Source organism: Mycobacteriales bacterium, from assembly GCA_036497565.1.
Lineage (GTDB): Bacteria > Actinomycetota > Actinomycetes > Mycobacteriales > QHCD01 > DASXJE01.
Genome location: DASXJE010000067.1, coordinates 1 through 16003 on the forward strand (window position 1 = coordinate 1; position 16003 = coordinate 16003).

At 69.4% G+C, this 16003-nt stretch carries 17 protein-coding genes; 3 read left to right on the forward strand and 14 right to left on the reverse strand.

Translation table 11 applies throughout. The features are described from left to right. From VGH85_05575 to VGH85_05590, 4 genes are all read right to left on the reverse strand, one after another. Window positions 1-339: phosphoribosylformylglycinamidine synthase II (locus tag VGH85_05575; protein HEY2173266.1), on the reverse strand; the 339-nt coding region annotated here is incomplete at its 3' end. Continuing rightward, on the reverse strand, window positions 336-1013 hold the full coding sequence (purQ, locus tag VGH85_05580) for a phosphoribosylformylglycinamidine synthase subunit PurQ (protein HEY2173267.1): 678 nt from the start codon (window positions 1011-1013) through the stop codon (window positions 336-338). The genes VGH85_05575 and purQ, both read right to left, overlap by 4 nt. After that, complete coding sequence (gene purS / locus VGH85_05585; GenBank protein ID HEY2173268.1) at window positions 1010-1267, reverse strand: phosphoribosylformylglycinamidine synthase subunit PurS; 258 nt, start codon at window positions 1265-1267, stop codon at window positions 1010-1012. The genes purQ and purS overlap by 4 nt, the downstream gene beginning before the upstream one ends. Window positions 1268-1483: 216 nt before the next feature. Further along, window positions 1484-2359, reverse strand: a complete 876-nt coding sequence (locus VGH85_05590; protein HEY2173269.1) for a phosphoribosylaminoimidazolesuccinocarboxamide synthase — start codon at window positions 2357-2359, stop codon at window positions 1484-1486. A gap of 65 nt (window positions 2360-2424) precedes the next feature. On the opposite strand from VGH85_05590, the gene VGH85_05595 reads away from it, so the two are divergent. After that, window positions 2425-2988 (forward strand): GNAT family N-acetyltransferase, encoded by a 564-nt coding sequence (locus tag VGH85_05595; GenBank protein HEY2173270.1) that lies wholly within the window; start codon window positions 2425-2427, stop codon window positions 2986-2988. Between the two features lie 18 nt (window positions 2989-3006). Here VGH85_05595 and VGH85_05600 read toward each other — a convergent pair whose 3' ends face one another. The 7 genes from VGH85_05600 to VGH85_05630 form a co-directional block, all read right to left on the reverse strand. Beyond that, the gene (locus VGH85_05600; protein ID HEY2173271.1) at window positions 3007-3813 is read right to left on the reverse strand and encodes a sugar phosphate isomerase/epimerase; all 807 of its coding nucleotides are present in this window, start codon (window positions 3811-3813) and stop codon (window positions 3007-3009) included. A 92-nt stretch (window positions 3814-3905) separates the two neighbouring features. Then, complete coding sequence (gene purB, locus VGH85_05605) at window positions 3906-5339, reverse strand: adenylosuccinate lyase (GenBank protein ID HEY2173272.1); 1434 nt, start codon at window positions 5337-5339, stop codon at window positions 3906-3908. 45 nt (window positions 5340-5384) lie between these two features. Further along, complete coding sequence (locus VGH85_05610; protein ID HEY2173273.1) at window positions 5385-6614, reverse strand: Ig-like domain-containing protein; 1230 nt, start codon at window positions 6612-6614, stop codon at window positions 5385-5387. 136 nt (window positions 6615-6750) lie between these two features. Further along, a complete protein-coding gene (locus VGH85_05615; GenBank protein ID HEY2173274.1) occupies window positions 6751-7737 on the reverse strand; it encodes an aldo/keto reductase in 987 nt (328 codons plus the stop codon). Between the two features lie 42 nt (window positions 7738-7779). Then, entirely contained in the window at window positions 7780-8208 is a 429-nt protein-coding gene (locus tag VGH85_05620) for a hypothetical protein (protein HEY2173275.1), read from the reverse strand. Window positions 8209-8475: 267 nt separating this feature from the next. Beyond that, window positions 8476-9723, reverse strand: a complete 1248-nt coding sequence (gene purD / locus VGH85_05625) for a phosphoribosylamine--glycine ligase (GenBank protein HEY2173276.1) — start codon at window positions 9721-9723, stop codon at window positions 8476-8478. Window positions 9724-9771: 48 nt separating this feature from the next. Further along, window positions 9772-11058: an adenylosuccinate synthase gene (locus tag VGH85_05630; protein ID HEY2173277.1), complete on the reverse strand. Its 1287-nt coding sequence runs from the start codon at window positions 11056-11058 to the stop codon at window positions 9772-9774. 232 nt (window positions 11059-11290) lie between these two features. Between VGH85_05630 and VGH85_05635 the strand changes: the two genes are divergently transcribed. Continuing rightward, entirely contained in the window at window positions 11291-12934 is a 1644-nt protein-coding gene (locus VGH85_05635) for an NlpC/P60 family protein (protein HEY2173278.1), read from the forward strand. Between the two features lie 10 nt (window positions 12935-12944). Here VGH85_05635 and VGH85_05640 read toward each other — a convergent pair whose 3' ends face one another. After that, window positions 12945-13361 carry a DUF3151 domain-containing protein gene (locus tag VGH85_05640; protein HEY2173279.1) on the reverse strand — a complete coding sequence of 139 codons (417 nt, stop codon included), beginning with the start codon at window positions 13359-13361 and terminating at the stop codon, window positions 12945-12947. A gap of 88 nt (window positions 13362-13449) precedes the next feature. Between VGH85_05640 and VGH85_05645 the strand changes: the two genes are divergently transcribed. Beyond that, window positions 13450-13758, forward strand: coding sequence for an antibiotic biosynthesis monooxygenase (locus VGH85_05645; GenBank protein HEY2173280.1), 309 nt, complete (start codon window positions 13450-13452; stop codon window positions 13756-13758). 77 nt (window positions 13759-13835) lie between these two features. Here VGH85_05645 and VGH85_05650 read toward each other — a convergent pair whose 3' ends face one another. Further along, window positions 13836-14471, reverse strand: coding sequence for a transglycosylase family protein (locus VGH85_05650; GenBank protein ID HEY2173281.1), 636 nt, complete (start codon window positions 14469-14471; stop codon window positions 13836-13838). Window positions 14472-14906: 435 nt separating this feature from the next. Beyond that, window positions 14907-15941 (reverse strand): class II fructose-bisphosphate aldolase, encoded by a 1035-nt coding sequence (gene fbaA / locus VGH85_05655; GenBank protein ID HEY2173282.1) that lies wholly within the window; start codon window positions 15939-15941, stop codon window positions 14907-14909. Window positions 15942-16003: the final 62 nt, after the last annotated feature.

The following is a 16003-nucleotide window of genomic DNA, read 5'->3' on the forward strand; positions in this document are numbered from 1 at the left end:
CTGGTAGGGCTCGACGTAGGACGGGTGGTTGTGCGACTCGATCTTGAAGGTGACCGCGAGCCCGTCGCCGACGTCGACGACACCGGCGTTCTCCCCCATTCCGACGAGCATCCGCTGACCGCGCGGCGCCTTGTCGGCGAATTGCCGCAGGTGGACCTTGCTCGACTTGTAGGAGCAGTGCTCGCTCCACATCACCGAATACATCGCCAGCTCGGAACTGGTCGGCCGGCGGCCGAGGATGTCGCGGATCCGGGCGTATTCGGCCGCGGCGAGGCCCAGTTCGGCGTAGGGCTGCGGGTCGTCCGGTGTCTGCGCCGCGTGTGCGACCGAGTCGATCACGCACCCACCAGCCGATGCAGGACGGAGGTGAAGAAGCCGAGCCCGTCGGCACCCGGCCCGGTGAGGACCTCGGTGGCGTGCTCGGGGTGCGGCATCAGCCCGACGACGGTGCCGGTCTCGTTGCAGACGCCGGCGATGTCGCGGGCCGAGCCGTTGGGGTTGCCGCCGACGTAGCGGACGACGACCCGGCCCTCGGCCTCGAGCGCGTCGAGAGTGTGGGCATCGGCGACGTAGCCACCCTCGCCGTTCTTGATCGGTACGACGATCTCGGCTGCCTCGTCGTACGCCGAGGTCCACGCCGTCGTGGCGTTGTCGACCCGCAGCCGCTGGTCGCGGCAGACGAAGCGCATGCCGGCATTGCGGAGCAGGGCGCCGGGCAGCAGGTGGGCCTCGCACAGCACCTGGAAGCCGTTGCAGATGCCGAGTACCGGCAGGCCGTCACGGGCGGCCGCCACGACGCGCTCCATCACCGGCGCGAACCGGGCGATCGCTCCGGCCCGCAGGTAGTCGCCGTAGGAGAAGCCGCCGGGCAGCACGACCGCGTCGACCTCGGGCAGCACCGGGTCGGCGTGCCAGAGCGGGACCGGTTCGGCGCCGGCCAGGCGGACCGCGCGGGCGGCGTCGCGATCGTCGAGGGAGCCCGGGAAGGTGACCACCCCGATCCGGGCGGTCATGCCGGCCGGACAGGATCGGACGCGGGCTGGGTGGTGATCGTGAAGTCTTCGATCACGGGGTTGGCCAGCAGCGTGTCGGCGATCTGGTGGATCGTCTGTTCGGAGACCTCGGCGTCGACCTCGAGCTCGAAATGCTTGCCGGCGCGGACGTCCCGTACTCCGGTGAAGCCCATCCGGGGCAGGGCCGCGGCGATCGCCTGTCCCTGCGGATCGAGGATCTCCGGCTTGAGCATGACGTCGACGACGACGCGCACGTGCGCTCCTTGCGGCAGTCGGGATCGGCACGCCTAGGGTAGCCGACCACCAACGCCCCCTCGGCGGCCGACCAAACCGGGACCTGCCGCCGAAATCCGGCCGACCAAAACGCACTTCGAGTGCGTTTTGGTCCACGACACGCCGCACGGGCCGCCCAAAACGCACTCCGAGTGCGTTTTGGTCGACGCGACGGGACGAGGCGGGGCGGGGAGCCGTCAGGACCAGGTGCGGCCGGTGAGTTGTTCGTAGGCCTCGACGTAGCGGCCCCGGGTCGCGGCGACCACGTCGTCCGGCAGCGGCGGTGGCGGCTGGCCCGAGCCACGGTCCCAGCCGGACGCCGGCGAGACGAGCCAGTCGCGGACGTATTGCTTGTCGTACGACGGCTGCGCGCGGCCGGGTTGCCAGGTCTGCGCCGGCCAGAAGCGGGACGAGTCGGGGGTGAGCACCTCGTCGGCGAGGACCAGCCGACCGGCCGGGTCGCGCCCGAACTCCAGCTTGGTGTCGGCCAGCACGATGCCCCGGTCGCGGGCGACCTGCTCGCCGCGGGCATAGATGGCCAGGGTGCGCTCGCGCAGTTCGGCGGCGGCCGGGCCGCCGACCGATGCGACGACCGCGTCGTAGGTCATCGCGGTGTCGTGCTCGCCCAGGGGCGCCTTGCTGGTCGGCGTGAAGATCGGCTCGGGCAGCCGCGAACCGTCGACGAGCCCGGCCGGAAGGGCGATGCCGCACACCTCGCCCGTACGGTCGTAGTCGAGCAGGCCCGAGCCGGTCAGGAAGCCCCGCGCCACGCACTCGACCGACACCATCTGCAGGCGGCGGACCAGCATGGCCCGGCCGGCCGCCTCGGCCGGGATCCGCGGGTCGTCGAGCGAGACGAGGTGGTGCGGGACCAGGTCGGCCAGCTGGTCGAACCACCAGGCGGACAGCGCAGTGAGGATTCGGCCCTTGTCCGGGATCGGCGTCGGTAGCACCCAGTCGTACGCCGAGATACGGTCGCTGGCCACCAGCAGCAGGTGCTCGTCGTCGATGGCGTAGATGTCGCGGACCTTGCCGGCCGCGACCCGCGTGAGTGCCCCAGATCCCTCGGTCACGAAGTGAGTCTGACATGGCTGCCAGACCGGCCATCTGCGAGGACACTGCTGGCATGGTGTCGGACATGAACGCAGACAACCTGCGCCCCACGGCCGAGCAACGCCGGCCGGACCTGCTGATGCGTCTCGCCGGGCCGTCGAGCGTCGATGACCTCGCGAAGCTCTGGGTCGACGCGGAGTCGTCCCGCCGCGCGTCTGAGTCGCCCTCGTCCCCCGACCACCCGCTCGATCTCCGGGTGATCAGCCGCCGGCTGACCACGCTGATCGGTCACACCGGCACGATCCCGCTCATCGCCCGCCTCGGCGACCAACCCGCCGCGATGACGGTGGTCGTACAGGGACGGGCCGACGACGGCGCGTCCGATAACCCCGAGCCTGGCCTCGCCCACGTCACGATGGTCGCCGTACGCCCGGATCTGTGGGGCCACCGGTACGGCGAGGGCGTCCTCCGGCATGCGGTGGAGCGGGCGGCCCGCCAGGGTTACCGGCGCGCGCAGCTGTGGACCCCGGCAAGCAACCGCAGGGCGCGGAGCCTCTACGAGCGGCTCGGCTGGACGCTGTCAGGCCGGGAACGCCAGACCGAGGACGGCGAGCTCCTGATCCACTACGAGCTCGACCTCACCGAGTGAGGCCGATCGACAAAAGCGTTACCCCGCCTGGTCTTCCTTGAGCCACTGGCGGAGCAGCTCGAGGTGCTGCGGAAGAGCGACCTCCGGCTCCTCGATCTCCGGGTGCCACTTCTTCTCCCACTCCACCGACACCCAGTCGTCGTAGTCACTGGCCGCGAGCAGCCGCAGCATGTCGCGCACCGGGACCTCACCCTCGCCGAGCAGCACGAGCTGCCAGCCGCTGGGCTGATCGTCGCTGCGCCGGGCGTCCTTCACCTGGGCCAGCGTCAGCCGATCGCCCAGGTTGGCGAACGTCTCGGCCGCCTGCTCGCCCATCCGGTACGGGTGGTGGCTGTCCCACACCGCGCCGACCGACGATGAGGGCACCATGGCCAGCACCTCGGCGACCAGCGGCGACGCGGAAAACGCGTCGTGGGTCTCCAAGCCGATCTGCACACCGAGCCGCTCGGCGACCGGTGCGGTCGCCTCCAACGTCCGGGCCGCCGCGGCGAGCCCTTCCTTGCGCTCGGCACCGCCGTCACCCACCGGACCGCCGAAGACCCGCACAGAGGGGGCCTCCCACGCATTCGCCAGCTCCAGGAAGTCCCGCAGTTCCTGCTCGGCTCCGTCCTGGGTCAGCCGGATCGAGCTGTCCAGCGCGGTCACCGCCAGGCCGGAGTCCTTGATCGTGCGGCGTACCCGGTCCCGGTCGACCGTGGCCGGGTCGATGAGCTCACCGTCGATCAGCCGTAGCTCGATCCCCTCGTAACCCCAGTCCCGGCCGGCGTGCGCGACCTCGTCGAGCGGGTGGGACGGAAATGCCAACGTGCTGAATGCGAGTCGCATCCACTTACCTCCAGATCAGCTCACCAGTCCGGCCGGTCAGCGACCCTAGACGGGTTCGGCCGTGAATGTCACGCCGGCGGTTACGCAGCGTGCTAGAGAATCGGCTCAGGTCGGTACGCCGCGGCCTCCGGCCGACCGGCGACGATCGGCTCCACCGCGGCGATGACGGCGGCGACCTGCGCCTGCGCCGCGCCGGTGAACGACAGTGGGTCGCCCAGCAGGCCGTCCAGAGCAGCCCGGTCCAGCGGCAACGCCGGATCGGCGGCGAGCCGGTCGAGCAGGTCGTTGCGTTCCGCGCCGCTCTCCCGCATCGCCAGGGCGACCGCGACCGCGTGCCTCCCGATCAGCTCGTGCGCGGTCTCCCGCCCCACTCCGCCGCGAACTGCCGCCATCAGCACCTTGGTGGTGGCGAGGAACGGCAGGTAGCGGTCGAGCTCGCGGGCGACCACGGCGGGAAACACCCCGAACTCGTCGAGCACGGTGAGAAACGTTTCGAGCAACCCGTCGATCGCGAAGAATGCGTCGGGTAGGGCGACCCGGCGCACCACCGAGTCGGAGACGTCGCCCTCGTTCCACTGCCCCCCGGCGAGTTCGCCGATCATGCCGGCGTAACCCCGCAGGACGACGGCGAGGCCGTTGACCCGCTCGCAGGACCGCGTGTTCATCTTGTGCGGCATGGCCGACGAGCCGACCTGCCCGGCCTGGAATCCCTCGGTGACGAGCTCGTTGCCCGCCATCAGCCGGATCGTGGTCGCGAGCGACGCCGGCGCGGCGGCGAGCTGCACCAGCGCGGTCAGCACGTCGTAGTCCAGCGACCGGGGGTAGATCTGCCCGACGCTCGTCAGCGTCGCGTCGAAGCCGAGATGGGCCGCGACCCGGTCCTCGAGCTGGTGCAGGCGCTCCGGGTCGTCGCCGAGCAGGTCGAGCATGTCCTGGCCGGTGCCGACGGGTCCCTTGATGCCGCGCAGCGGGTAGCGCGCCAGCAGGTCCTCGGTCCGCCGGTAGGCCGCCAACAATTCGTCGGCGGCACTGGCGAACCGCTTACCCATCGTCGTCGCCTGCGCCGCGACGTTGTGCGTGCGGCCGGCCATGACCAGCGCGGAGTGCTCGCCGGCGAGCCGGGCGAGCCGGGCGAGTACGGCGAGCGTGCGGTCCCGCACGTGCTCGAGCGAGCGGCGTATCTGCAGCTGTTCGACGTTCTCGGTGAGGTCGCGGCTGGTCATGCCCTTGTGGGCCTGCTGGTGCCCGGCGAGCTCGTCGAACTCCTCGATCCGGGCCTTGACGTCGTGCCGGGTCACCCGCTCCCGGGCGGCGATCGACGCGAGGTCGACCTTGTCGACGACCCGCTCGTAGTCGTCGAGAGCGGCCGGCGGTATGTCGACCCCGAGATCACGCTGGGCCCGCAGGACGGCCAGCCAGAGCCGGCGTTCGAGCACCACCTTGGACTCCGCCGACCACAGCGAAACCAACTCGGCGGACGCATAGCGCGCCGCCAGTACGTCGGGGATCAGCGGAGACTGCGACATGACCTCGCTCGGGTGCCGGGGACCTGCCTGCATTCTCTCAGTCGGTCAGTGCAGGGCGCTCATCGACTGCCACTTCGACCACGGCACGGTCCAGTCGTAGACGTCACCGTCTGCGGCCGACAACTCGATCGGGCTGTTGGTGACCTCGACCGGGTCGCCGTAGAGCGACGAGTCGTAGTAGGCGTGCGCGCTGGCCTCGGAGAGGTTGACGCAGCCGTGGGTGATGTTCTCCGAGCCCTGGATCCCGACCGTCGCGGGGTTCTCGTGGATGAACTCGCCGTTGTTGGAGATCCGCACCGCCCAGTTCTCCGGCACGTCGACGTAGCCGTAGGCCGGGTTGGACATGTACTTCACGCGGTACTTCTCCATGTTGATGTGGATGCCGTTGCGGGTGTTGCGGTTGGGGTCGGAGCCCAGGCCGTAGCTCGCCGGGAAGTTGAAGACCTGCTTGCCGTTGCGCAGCACGATCAGGCGGTGGCTGTTGACGTCGGCCTTGGTGATCTGCGATCTGCCGATCTGGAAGTTCGAGGTGAAGTCGGCCTTGCCGTAGACGCCGTTGCCGTAGTCGACGCCGTAGAGGTTGGCGGCGACGCTCACCTTGGTGTCGGGCTTCCAGTAGTGGTGCGGACGCCAGTGCACGGTCGACTGGCCGTCCTGGTCGGGCTCCCACGCCCAGCCGCCTTCGGTGGGCACCGAGGTATGGATCGACAACGCGCGCTCGGCGGCGGCGCGATTCGTTACGTGGCCGTCGAAGGTCACGATGATCGGTGCGGCAATACCTACCGACTCGTGGTCGCCGATGTTGACCTCGGCGTGCAGGATCGTCTTCGGGGTGACCGTCGTGAACCTGCCGGAGACTGTGCTGACCTTTCCGCCGGCACCGACGACACTGCCCGACCAGGTGTAGGTCTTGCCGTAGCCGAGCACCTCCGTGCTGGTCCAGGTACGTCGGTCCGCGGACGGGCTCCCCTTGACCAATGCGCCGGAGGGATTGGTCAGCTGGACGCTGCGCAGCGTGCCGTGCGCGACACTCAGCCCGACCTTCGCCTGCGGGCTGACGCCGGTCGTCCCGTTACCCGGCTTGGTGGTCACCACTGCGGCCGGTGCAGTGGGCGAGGGCTTGGGCGCAGCGGCGCCTCCGTTGCCCCCGCCGTTGGAGCCCGACGCCGAACTTGACGTCGGTCCGGTGCAGCCCGCCGCCACGACCGCGACAGCGGCTGCGGCGGCGAAGATGGTGGTCAATCGGAGCGTCGTACCGCGTCCAGACATCGACATCGATGTTCCTCCCCCGTCTCGCCGTTGCCGCGCATTTCGGCGCGGCTGCGGCGGGTACTTACGACAGACAACTAATCTACCTGACAAACCGGCGCACACACCCCGGTTGGCTCAACTGCCCCGCCCACCCCAGGAATCACCATCTGTGGTGAACCAGCGGCCTGATTTGCTCGTTGTATATGCCACTAATTCCGTCCTGAACCGACCCACTCAGCGCCGGTACGTCGGCCGCTTCAGCATTGCTCCGCGCCTGCTCGGGCGAGCGCGCGCCGGGGATCACCACCGAGACCCCGTCCTGATCGATCACCCAGCGCAGGGCGGCCTGGGCCGTGGTCGTGGGAGGAGGAATCAGGCCGGCGATCTCCCGCGCCGCCTTCACGCCCACGTCGTAGGGCACCCCCGAAAACGTCTCCCCGACGTCGAACGCCTCGCCCCGCCGGTTGTAGTTGCGATGGTCGTCGGCGCCGAAGGTCGTGCTCTCGTCGTACCGGCCGGTGAGCAACCCGCTCGCGAGGGGCACCCGCGCGATGATGCCGACGCCGGCCGCGCGGGCGGCAGGAAGGACCTGATCCAACGGCTTCTGCCGGAACGCATTGAGGATGATCTGCACGGTGGCAACGCCGGGCCGGGCGATGGCGGTCAGTGCCTCCGCGCACGTCTCGACGCTCACGCCGTACGCCGCGATGCGGCCCCCGGCGACCAGTGCATCGAGGGCGTCGTAGGTCTCGTCCTGCGCATACACCGGCGTGGGCGGACAGTGCAGCTGGACCAGGTCGAGTGTGTCGACGCCGAGATTCGCCCGGCTGCGGTCGTTCCAGCTCCGGAAGTTCTCCGCGGTGAACGCCTCGGGCACGAACGGGTCCGCCCGGCGACCCATCTTGGTCGCCACCGTCACCCCGGAATCGGGCCGCTCGCGCAGCAGCTGACCGACCAGCCGCTCACTGCGACCGTCGCCGTAGACGTCAGCGGTGTCGATGAACGTCACGCCGGCGTCGACCGCCGAATGCAGTGTGCGCAGGGCTTCCGCGTCGTCGACCTTGCCCCAGTCGGCGCCGATCTGCCACGCGCCCAGACCGACGACGCCGACCGTGCGTCCCGTCGTACCCAGCGTTCGCGTCTGCATGGACGATGAGTCTAGGGACAGGATTCCTTCTGCGCCGGACGATCAGCCGTCGACAGCGGGGGGGCTGTAGCGGTACGTCGCCAGGGCGAAGATCACGAAGACGTCGAGCGCGATGATCAGCAGTGTCCAGATGGGGTAGTACGGGATGAAGAGGAAGTTGGCGATCGCGCTGGCTCCGGCCAGCACGATTCCGACGACCCGGCCCCACGACGTTCCGGCGAGCACTGACATCCCGGCCAGGGCCACCAACACACCGAGGACGAGGTGGACCCATCCCCAGGTGAGAACGTCGAACCGGAAGAGGTTGTGCGGTGCGGAGACGTAGAACGCTCTCCGGACGACCGCCGCGATCCCGGCGAGCGCCTCGAAGACTCCGGCGATGATCATGATGACGCCGGCGAACATGACTGCGCCGGCCTTCCACGTGTCTCCGGCCGAGGCCTGCATCCGTGGTGCCGGTTGAGCAACCATGTCGACTCCTTCTCGGTGCGGCGACAAGCACACCGTCGGTGACCTGTCCGAGTCCGCTGTGTCGCGGCACCGGCAGCCACACGCCACATGCTCTGCCGGTCCCCCCGTTCCGTCCGCGACGGTCCGGTGGCGCCGCCCTGGAGGTTGCGGCGCCGACCCGACCGAGGCTCAGAGAGTCACCGACGGTGTGCTTTCGCCTACGACTAGTAACTGTCCCCGGCTGAACGGTCGCTGTCCACCACTTTGACGATCATGGTCGGTGGGGGGCTACGGGTGGGTGGTGATCTCCTCGCGGACCGCCGCGGCGGCGATATCGCGGCGGTACTGCGCCCCGGCGAAGGTCACGCTCCCGACCGCGGCGTAGGCCTGGGCCCGGGCGGCCGGCAGCGTCGCGGCGGTGGCCGTCACCGAGAGCACCCGGCCCCCGGCCGTCACCACGACCCCGTCGGCCCGGCGGGCGGTCCCGGCGTGCAGCACGCCCGGCCGGTCGGCGCCGTCGATCGGATCGCCCCGACGTACCGCGCCCGGATAGCCGGCCGCCGCGAGGACGACGGTCACCGCCGCGGCGTCCCGCCAGGCCAGCTGCGGGTGCTCGGCGAGCCGTCCGGTCGCGGCCGCCGCGAGCAGGCCACCCAGCGGGGTGGCGAGCAGCGCGAGGACGACCTGGGTCTCCGGGTCGCCGAACCGGGCGTTGAACTCGACCACCTTCGGCCCGTCCGCGGTCACGGCGAGACCGACGTAGAGCAGGCCCTGGAACGGGCACCCGCGGCGGGCGAGTTCGTCGACGGTGGGCGTGACGATGCGGGCGACGACGTCGTCGACGAAGCCCGGCGGCAGCCAGGAAAGCGGGCTGTAGGCGCCCATCCCGCCGGTGTTGGGTCCGGCGTCGTCGTCGCCGAGCCGCTTGAAGTCCTGCGCCGGCAACAGCGGGCGCACCGTCACGCCGTCACACACGCAGAACAGGGAGACCTCCGGGCCGGCGAGGAACTCCTCGATCACCACCGCCCCGCAGTCGGCCGCGTGCGCGAGAGCGGTGTCCCGGTCGTCGGTCACGACCACGCCCTTGCCGGCGGCCAGCCCGTCCTCCTTCACGACGTACGGCGGCCCGAACTCGTCGAGGGCCCGGGCCGCGTCGTCGGCGGTCTGCGGGGTGTGCGCCGCGGCCGTCGGGACTCCGGCCGCCGCCATGACCTCCTTGGCGAACGCCTTTGACCCCTCGATCCGGGCCGCCGCCGCGGACGGGCCGAAGCAGTCGATCCCGACCGCCCGGACCGCATCGGCGGCGCCGGCCACCAGGGGCACCTCGGGCCCGATGACGACCAGGTCGGCGCCGACCTCTTCGGCCAGGGCCGCGATCGCCTTCGGGTCGGCGACGTCAAGGGGGCGGGTCTCGGCGAGGACGGCGGTGCCGGCGTTGCCCGGGGCGCACACGATCGCCTCGACCGCCGGATCCGCCTGCAGAGCCAGGCACAACGCATGTTCACGCGCACCCGAGCCGACGACGAGCACCTTCACCGGACATCCCTCATTGGCCCCAACCTAGCGGCTCTGCGGGCCATCGGGTCAGACCAGGTCGTGCACCCGGATGGTCTGGTCGCGGCCCTGGCCGACTCCGATCGCGCTGATCCGCGCGCCGGAGCACTCCTCGACCCGGCGGATGTAGGCGCGGGCATTCGCGGGCAGGTCGTCGATCGAACGGACCGTCGAGATGTCCTCCCACCAGCCGTCCAGGTATTCATAGATCGGCTTGGCGTGGTGGAAGTCGGTCTGGGTCATCGGCATCTCGTCGTACCGCTTCCCGTCGACCTCGTAGGCCACGCAGATCGGCACCCGCTCGAGGCTGGTCAGTACGTCGAGTTTGGTGAGCACGAAATCGGTGATGCCGTTGATCCGGGCCGCGTAACGCGCGATCACCGAGTCGAACCAGCCACACCGTCGCTGCCGGCCGGTGTTCACACCGACCTCGCCGCCGGTCTTGCGGAGGAACTCGCCGAACTGGTCGTGCAGCTCCGTCGGGAACGGACCGGAGCCGACCCGCGTGGTGTAGGCCTTCAGGATCCCGATGATGCGATCGATCCGGTTGGGCCCGATGCCCATCCCGGTGCCGACGCCGCCGGCCGTCGGGTTGGAGGACGTGACGAACGGATAGGTCCCGTGGTCGACGTCGAGCATGGTCGCCTGCGAGCCCTCGAAGACGACGAGCTTGTCCTGGTCGAGCGCGCGGTTGATCAGCAGGCTGGTGTCGACGATCCGCGGCGCGAGCCGGTCGGCGTAGCCGAGGTATTCGTCGCACACCGTGTCGAGGTCGATCGCCTTGCGGTTGTAGACCTTCACCAGTACCTGGTTCTTTTCCCGCAGCGCGACCTCGAGCTTGTCGCGGAAGATCTTCGGGTCGAGCAGGTCCTGCATCCGGATCCCGATCCGGGCGAGCTTGTCGCCGTACGCCGGACCGATCCCGCGGCCGGTCGTCCCGATCTTCGCGTTGCCGAGATAACGCTCCGTGACCCGGTCGAGCGCCCGGTGGTGCGGCATGACGAGGTGGGCGTTGGCGGAGATGACGAGCGACGACGTGTCGATGTGCCGGGCTTCCAGCTCGGCGAGCTCCTCGAGCAGCGCGGCGGGATCGATGACGACGCCGTTGCCGATCACGGTGGTGCAGTCCGGCGTCAGGATTCCCGACGGGATCAGGCGGAGCGCGAACTGCTCGCCGTCAGGCGTGACGACGGTATGTCCGGCGTTGTTTCCGCCTTGGTAGCGGACGACGTAGTCGGCGCGACCGCCGAGGGCGTCGGTGACTTTGCCCTTGCCCTCGTCGCCCCATTGCGCACCGATGATTACGACTGCGGGCATTACCAGTTCTCCTGTCGGGGTGGCGCCACGTGCCGCTGAGAGGGTAGCCGACCGCCACGACCGGGATTACGCCGTCTGCACTACTTAGAGTAATTGTCCGTACGCCCAGCGATAAACCGGGGGAGGGTGGGTATACAGCAACGAGCAGATCAATTCCATGCACGACACGCGTCGCGGCCAGAATTCATCCGGGCATGGGGGTGTTAGCCGCGAGTGAGGAGCGGCCCCTCTCGTGCTGTTCCTCCACGGACATGCCCGCCGCGCCCTCATCGCCATCGTCGCCGCGATCGCCGTCGTCTTCGGCCTCGCGGTCGTGGCCGCCGCTCCGGCATCCGCCGGCAGCGCCGGTGGCCCCGCCCTCTCCTGGGCGAAGACCCAGATCGGCCACTCCTATCAATGGGGCGGCGCCGGCCCGTCGTACGACTGCTCCGGGTTGACCATGCGGGCCTACCAACACGCCGGGATCAGCCTGCCGCACAGTTCGGCCCAGCAGTACGCCGTGACCCGCAGCCACGCGGTCAGCCGGAGCCAGTTGCAGCCCGGCGACCTGCTCTTCTACGGCGGCAGCGCCGGCTCGATCCACCACGTGGCCCTCTACGCCGGCCACTACTCCGACGGGCAGATCGAACTCCTCGACGCGCAGCAGACCGGCGTTCCGGTCGGCTATCACCACTCCTACAGCGACTATTACGCCGCGACCCGGCCCGGCGGCGGCACGGCAAGTGCGCCGCCGAAGCCGAAGCCGCCGGCACCCCGCGTCCGCGCCCAGTCGACGTCGGCCCGCGCCTCCGGCGACTTCGACGGTGACGGGCGCTCCGACCTCGCCGTCTTCGTCTCACCGCGACGCAACACCCTCGAGCTGTGGATGTGGCGGTCCGTCAGCCACGCCGGCTCGCCCGGCGTCGGCACCAAGGTCAGGGTGTGGTCCGGGACCGGCCTCGATGCCTCGCGGCTGCGGGCCGGTGCGGGCGACCTCAACGGCGACCACAAGGCCGACGTCGTCGCGTCCTACGACGACGGAAACGGCTGGATGACCTTCTACGCCTGGCGATCGACGAGTTCAGGCGGCGTCATGCGGGTGGCCGCACCGGTCAAGCTGCGCGAAGGCCACAACGCGGGTTGGTCGACCGGCACGACGAGACTTCTCATCGGCGACCTCAACGGCGACCACAAGGCCGACGTCGCGGCCTACGTCGGGAGCTCGGCAAACCGGCTCGAGCTGTGGGGATGGCGCTCGACCGGCAGGACGGGTGGCAAGCCCACCGTGGCCGGCGGCGTGCGGCTGTGGGCGGCCAACGGGTGGAGCATCTCGCGCATCCGGGCTTTCGCGGGCGATGAGAACAGCGACAACAAGGCAGACGTCGGCCTCTTCTACGACCGCGGCAACGGTTTCCTCCGGGCCTGGGTCTGGCGGTCCACCCGCGGCGGCGCAGGCCTGGGTGTCGCCGGTCCCGTCATGACCCGGCAGGGCATCAACCCGGGTTGGTCGTCGAGCTCGGTGCAGCCGATGAATGTCAACATCGACGGCGACTCCCGCAGCGACATCGCCGCATTCGTCGGCTGGACCGCCGGCCAGGAGCGGCTGTGGGTGTGGCGGTCGACGGCCGGTGTCGGTGGCCGCCCGTCATGGAGCGGCGGCCAGCGCGTGTGGGCCAACATCGGATGGGATGCCGGCCGGGTGATGCCGTTCTCCGGTGACGTCGACGGCGACGGTCGGGGCGACGTGGTCGCGTTTTACGACTACGGCGGCAACCACAACCGGACCTGGGTCTTCCGGTCGACCACGACCGGGGCCAAGGACAGCGTGGCCGCCCCGGTCGCCGTACGCGACGGGGTGAACAGCGGTTGGTCGACGGCGAGCATGCGGGTCTCCTGACCCGACCTCGCTAGCCGCCGAGAACGCGGGCCGCCTCGGGATCGGACTCCCGCAGGAACTCCGCGCACCGCTCGGCCTCGTCGAGTTCCCCGATCTCCCCGGCGGCGCGGGCGAGATCGTGCAGGCAACGCAGGAACCCACGATTGGGCTCATGGCTCCACGGCACCGGCCCGAAGCCCTTCCACCCTGCTCGACGCAGCGAATCGAGGCCGCGGTGATAGCCGACCCGCGCGTAGGCGTAGGAGTCGACGATCCGCCCGTCGGCGTAAGCGATGTCGGCAAGGTCGGCCCATGCCGCGCTGTAGGTGGGGAAATGGGCCGCAACCTGCGCCGGGTCGTCGGTCGAGGCGCGGGCAGCTTCGGCGTCGATCTGCGGGGGCAGCCGGGTGGCCGGCGGCTCGGGTATCAGGTTCTGGTGGGAACTCATCCCCGCATTCTTCCTGGTGCGAACCGTTAGGTTGACAGCAAGGGGATCTTCGGGGCCACCGACGGTCCGCAAGGGTTGGGAGAATGGCATGGCAAACGCACCTACCGTCGGACTTCTCGTGACGCTGCAGGCGAAGCCGGGCCAGGAGAGCGCCGTCGAGAGCTTCCTCAACTCCGGCCGAGCGCTGGTCGACGACGAACCAGCGACCACGGCGTGGTTTGCGATCCGGCTCGGGCCATCGACGTACGGGATCTTCGACGTCTTCCCCGACGATGCCGGCCGTGACGCACATCTGTCGGGCCGGGTCGCCGAGGCGTTGATGGCACAGGCACCCGATCTCTTCAGCGAAGGGCCGAAGATCGAGAAGGTCGACGTCCTCGCGTCAAAGCTGCCTTAGCGCCCGCCGTACGCCGACCGCACCGTCGCCGCCCGATGGACAAAACCCACTAGTAGTCGGTTTTGTCCACCGGGGTCTTACCGGCCGGTCCAGGCGGCGGCCCAGGTCTTCGGACCGATGAAGCCGACGACGTGCAGGCCGTTGCGCTGCTGCAGGATCTTGACGTACTTCAGGGTCGTCGTACCGAAGTAACCGGTGCCCTGGAACGGGTAGCCGCGCTTACGCATCTGCAACTGCCATTGCCGGATGTGCGGGCCGAAGTTGCCGAAGAAGTACTGCACGCCCGGCCACGGTGGCGCCTTCGTCGTCGGACCGCCCGGACGCGGCGGCCAGACACCCGATCCGGCGTCGCTGTCCTCGCGCAGTCCCAGGATCTGCGCGCAGGTCCACGGCTCCCAGCCGCGCATCCGGTACAGCGCCAGCGCCCGGTAGTCCTGCTCCGACGGCGGGTTCTGATTCGGATATCCGGTGCCGCGGACGCTGCGCCAGGTCGGCAGGTCGAACTGGTAGGCGCCGTAGTAGCCGTTGCCGGTGTTGATCGAGTAGTTGTTGCTCGACTCGCACAGCCGGAGTTGATACCACGTGTTGGCCGAGGGATCGGCGTCCGCCGGCGCGCTGATGGCGACGGCGCCCCCGACGGCGAGAAGCCCGCAGACCGCGATGGCGGCGAGTGGCCGCCGGAGACTCCAGGCTCGTCGACGCTCTGTGGACATGGTGTGCCCTTCCCCGTGCGGGTCGTGTGAGCCGTCGGGACGCGGGCTCGGAATTCGCCCGCCGCACGCGCGGCTTCAGTCGCTCGGCGTCGCGGGGGGTGGGGCGGGACTCGGCATTCGGCCACCCGCGACTGGTCGCAGAAAGCGACCGGGAAGTCACGCTAGGCGCAATTCCCAATTTTCACAAGGACCACACGGAACCCGTTTGTCACACAGACCTCATTCGTCTCGCGCTATTAGCGCGGAAATGAGCGCAGCAGCTGATTCGGACAAAAGCACAACCAGGCTTCAATGCGACGCCGGGCGCAGTCGAACAAAACGCACTAGGAGTGCGTTTTGAGGGCGCATTACGGCGTGTCTGCGACCAAAAGGCACTACTAGTGCGTTTGTTTCACGCCGGCAGAGTCGGGTGAGCCGGCCCGGGTGAGCGGCGGGTCAGTTGCTCTTCGTACCCGCCGAGCGCAGGTCCGCGCAGGCCTTGGCCACCCGGTCGGCCATCCCGACCTCGCCGGCCTTGAGGTAGCTGCGCGGGTCGTAGGCCTTCTTGCTGCCCACCTCGCCGTCGATCTTGAGTACGCCGTCGTAGTTGGTGAACATGTGGTGCACGATCGGCCGGGTGAACGCGTACTGCGTGTCGGTGTCGACGTTCATCTTCACGACGCCGTAGGACAGCGCTTCGCGGATCTCCTCGAGCTCCGAGCCGGATCCGCCGTGGAAGACGAGATCGAACGGCTTGCTCCCGGCCGACAGTCCGAGCTTCTGGCTCGCGACTTCCTGGCCTTGCTTGAGGATCTCGGGGCGGAGCTTGACGTTGCCGGGCTTGTAGACGCCGTGCACGTTTCCGAATGTCGCGGCGAGGATGTAGCGGCCGCGGTCACCGTTCGGCCCGAGCACCTCGATGGTGCGCAGGAAATCGTCCGGCGTCGTGTAGAGCTTGTCGTTCATCTCGCCGACGACACCGTCCTCCTCGCCGCCGACCACGCCGATTTCCAGCTCCATAATGATTTTGGCCTTGGCGCAATCGGTGAGCAGACCGTCGGCGATCTGCAAATTCTCCTCGATCGGTACGGCGGAGCCGTCCCACATGTGCGATTGGAAAAGCGGCTCCTGGCCCTTCGCGACACGCTCCTGAGAGATGGCGATAAGCGGCCGCATATATCCGTCGAGCTTGTCCTTCGGACAGTGGTCGGTGTGCAACGCCACCGTCACCGGATAGTGGTCGGCGATCGAGTGCGCGAATTCGGCCAATGCCGTCGCACCGGCGACCATGTTCTTGACCTTGGTGCCGGAGGCGAATTCGGCTCCTCCGGTGGAGATCTGGATGATGCCGTCGCTCCCGGCGTCGGCAAATCCGCGCAGTGCCGCATTGACGGTCTCCGACGACGTCACATTGATCGCGGGGTAGGCGTATTCGCCCGCCTTGGCCCGGTCGAGCATCTCGGCGTAGGCCTCGGGGGTGGCGATCGGCATGACATCCTCCGGCTTGATCTGGACGACTCCGCACCGAGTATCCCGCACCCCCGGAGCGGCTC

Coding starts and splice junctions, on each gene's coding strand:
- purB (HEY2173272.1), bottom strand. CDS start 5,339: ATGTCGCAGTCTCCGCTGATCCCCGACGTACTGGCGGCGCGCTATGCG.
- VGH85_05600 (HEY2173271.1), bottom strand. CDS start 3,813: ATGCGACTCGCATTCAGCACGTTGGCATTTCCGTCCCACCCGCTCGAC.
- fbaA (HEY2173282.1), bottom strand. CDS start 15,941: ATGCCGATCGCCACCCCCGAGGCCTACGCCGAGATGCTCGACCGGGCC.
- VGH85_05615 (HEY2173274.1), bottom strand. CDS start 7,737: ATGCAGACGCGAACGCTGGGTACGACGGGACGCACGGTCGGCGTCGTC.
- VGH85_05640 (HEY2173279.1), bottom strand. CDS start 13,361: ATGAGTTCCCACCAGAACCTGATACCCGAGCCGCCGGCCACCCGGCTG.
- VGH85_05645 (HEY2173280.1), top strand. CDS start 13,450: ATGGCAAACGCACCTACCGTCGGACTTCTCGTGACGCTGCAGGCGAAG.
- VGH85_05595 (HEY2173270.1), top strand. CDS start 2,425: ATGAACGCAGACAACCTGCGCCCCACGGCCGAGCAACGCCGGCCGGAC.
- VGH85_05650 (HEY2173281.1), bottom strand. CDS start 14,471: ATGTCCACAGAGCGTCGACGAGCCTGGAGTCTCCGGCGGCCACTCGCC.
- VGH85_05620 (HEY2173275.1), bottom strand. CDS start 8,208: ATGGTTGCTCAACCGGCACCACGGATGCAGGCCTCGGCCGGAGACACG.
- purQ (HEY2173267.1), bottom strand. CDS start 1,013: ATGACCGCCCGGATCGGGGTGGTCACCTTCCCGGGCTCCCTCGACGAT.
- VGH85_05610 (HEY2173273.1), bottom strand. CDS start 6,614: ATGTCGATGTCTGGACGCGGTACGACGCTCCGATTGACCACCATCTTC.
- VGH85_05630 (HEY2173277.1), bottom strand. CDS start 11,058: ATGCCCGCAGTCGTAATCATCGGTGCGCAATGGGGCGACGAGGGCAAG.